The 2,608-nt window shown below is 65.0% G+C and carries 2 protein-coding genes; both read left to right on the top strand.

What is annotated here, in order from left to right:
* Positions 1-108: 108 nt before the first annotated feature.
* Positions 109-1,608 carry an IS21 family transposase gene (istA, locus tag FKM97_RS26095; protein ID WP_144293491.1) on the top strand — a complete coding sequence of 500 codons (1,500 nt, stop codon included), beginning with the start codon at positions 109-111 and terminating at the stop codon, positions 1,606-1,608.
* Positions 1,605-2,477: an IS21-like element helper ATPase IstB gene (gene istB, locus FKM97_RS26090; RefSeq protein WP_281290112.1), complete on the top strand. Its 873-nt coding sequence runs from the start codon at positions 1,605-1,607 to the stop codon at positions 2,475-2,477. Before istA ends, istB begins: the two co-directional genes overlap by 4 nt.
* Positions 2,478-2,608: the final 131 nt, after the last annotated feature.

Below are 2,608 nucleotides of genomic sequence, written 5' to 3'. Positions count from 1 at the left end.
TGTGCAGGGCGGTGACAAATTAGGCCATGGAGCGCCGACGTGATGGCGGTGCGGGCGGAGTAAAAGCCGTCCATTGGCTAGGCTGGTCCCTTTGGGGATCGGCCGGGAATGTTTTCCGTGGAAGTCTATGCTGCCGTCCGGCGCTTTGTGTTTGTCGAGGGCAACAGCCGTCGTGAGGCGGCCCGTGTCTTCGGGCTGAGCCGCGAGACGGTTTTGAAGATGTGCCGGTTCTCGTTGCCGCCGGGCTACACGCGCACCAAGCCTGTGACGAAGCCGAAGCTGGGCGCGTTGTTGCCGGTGATCGATGCGATCCTGGAGGCAGACCGAACTGGCCCGATGAAGCAGCGGCATACGGCGAAGCGGATCTTCGAGCGGCTGCGCGACGAGCACGGGTTTGGCGGCGGCTATACGGTGGTGAAGGACTATGTCCGGATCGCCCGAGCCAGAGGGCGCGAGACCTTCGTGCCGCTGTCGCATCCGCCCGGCCATGCGCAGGTGGATTTTGGCGAGGCGGTCGGCGTGATCGCCGGCGTCCGCTGCAAGATCCACTTCTTCTGTATGGACCTGCCGCAGTCGGATGCCCCGTTCGTGAAGGCGTATCCGGCCGAGACGACGGAAGCGTTCCTGGACGGGCATGTGTCGGCCTTCGCCTTCTTCGGCGGCGTGCCGCTGTCGGTGCTCTACGACAATCTGAAGATCGCGGTGGCAAAGATCTGCGGCGACGGCAAGCGGGAGCGGACGCGCGCGTTCACGGAACTGGTGAGCCATTATCTGTTCAGCGACAGGTTCGGCCGACCCGGCAAAGGGAACGACAAGGGCAAGGTCGAGGGGCTGGTGAAGTATGCCCGCTCGAACTTCATGACGCCGATCCCGGTGGCGGCGAGCTTCGACGATCTCAACGCTATGCTGGCCGAGCGGTGCCGGGCGCGGCAGGCGGAACGTGCCGGTCGCAACGCCGCGACCATCGGCGAACGGCTTGGCGCCGATCTCGAGGCCTTCCGGGATATGCCCGCTGTCCCGCTTGAGCCCTGCGAGAAGCGGGCGGCGCGCGTCTCGTCGACGGCGCTGGTGCGCTACCGGTGCAACGACTACTCGGTGCCGACCAGCCACGGCTTCCAGGAGGTGATGGTGAAGGGCTTCGTCGACCAGGTCGTCATCCTGTGTGGCGGCGAAGAGATCGCCCGCCATCAACGTTCGTATGGTTCGGGCACCTTCATCTTCGACCCGCTGCACTATCTGGCGCTGATCGAGACCAAGCCGAACGCGCTCGATCAGGCGGCGCCGCTGAAGGATTGGGGTCTTCCCGAGACGTTCCAGCATCTGCGCCATCTCATGGAGGCGCGCATGGGCAATCGCGGCAAGCGCGAGTTCATCCAGGTCCTGCGGCTGATGGAGGCGATCCCGAAGGAGATCGTGGCCGGCGCCGTCACCGAGGCAATCCGGCTCGGCGCGATCGGCTTCGATGCGGTCAAGCAGATCGCACTGGCTCGTGTCGAGCGTCGTCCCGCGCGGCTCGATCTCGCCGCCTACCCGCACCTGCCGAAGACGGCTGTGAGGACGACATCGGCCGCCGACTACGCGGTGCTCATTCCTGGGAGAGCGGCATGACCGTCAAAGGGACAGGCGATGCGATGCCGGTTGGAACGACGAGCGGCACGCCGCAGGTGCTGCTTGGCCATCACCTCAAGCAGCTGAAGCTGCCGACAGTCTTGCGGGAATACGACAAGGTCGCCCGCGAGTGTGCCCGCGACGGCGTCGATCATCCCCGCTATCTACTGCGCCTGGTCGAGCTGGAGTTGATCGACCGGGAGCGTCGTGTGGTCGAGCGGCGCATCAGGCAGGCCAGGTTCCCGGCGATCAAAAGCCTCGACACCTTCGACTTCACCGCGATCCCCAGCCTCAACAAGATGCTGGTGCTGGAGCTAACCCGCTGCGAATTCATCCTGCGCCGGGAGAACGTGATCGCTCTCGGCAACAGTGGCACCGGCAAGAGCCATGTCGCGCTCGCGCTTGGACTTGCCGCCTGTCAGAAGGGATTCCCCGTCGCCTTCACCACTGCCGCGGCCCTGGTTCATCAGCTCATGGAGGCACGTGACGAGAGACGTCTACTGAAGCTGCAACGCGAACTGCAGGCGGTGAAGCTGCTCGTCGTCGATGAACTCGGCTACGTGCCGTTGTCGCCGACGGGCGCCGAGCTCCTGTTCGAGGTGTTCTCGCAGCGCTACGAGCGCGGCTCCACCATCGTCACTTCGAACTTGCCCTTCGAGGACTGGACGTCGGTCCTGGGGTCCGAGCGGCTCACCGGCGCGCTGCTCGACCGGCTGACCCATCACGTTCATATCCTGACCATGAATGGCGACAGCTATCGTCTCAAGCAATCCGCTGGCCACCGCCGGGCGATCGCCTCGGCGGCCGAGGCGGAGCGAAACCAGGCCAACACCACCAACTCCGAGATCGGCGAGATCAGCAAGCCCTGATCCTCGATCCCGACACGCCGCCGAAGCAGAGAAGGGTCCCGATCGGGACCCTTCTCTGCTTCGGCGCACCCTCACGCAAGTGGCCTGCTTTTACTCCGCCGCAGTGGCCTGGAATTGCTCCGCCGTTGACA

Source organism: Rhodoligotrophos appendicifer (assembly GCF_007474605.1).
GTDB classification, from domain to species: Bacteria; Pseudomonadota; Alphaproteobacteria; order Rhizobiales; family Im1; genus Rhodoligotrophos; species Rhodoligotrophos appendicifer.
This window is presented reverse-complemented; position numbering and strand designations above follow the sequence as displayed.

Bases quoted from the DNA above. Each gene is read 5' to 3' on its own strand.
- istB (WP_281290112.1), top strand. From the start codon at position 1,605: ATGACCGTCAAAGGGACAGGCGATGCGATGCCGGTTGGAACGACGAGC.
- istA (WP_144293491.1), top strand. From the start codon at position 109: ATGTTTTCCGTGGAAGTCTATGCTGCCGTCCGGCGCTTTGTGTTTGTC.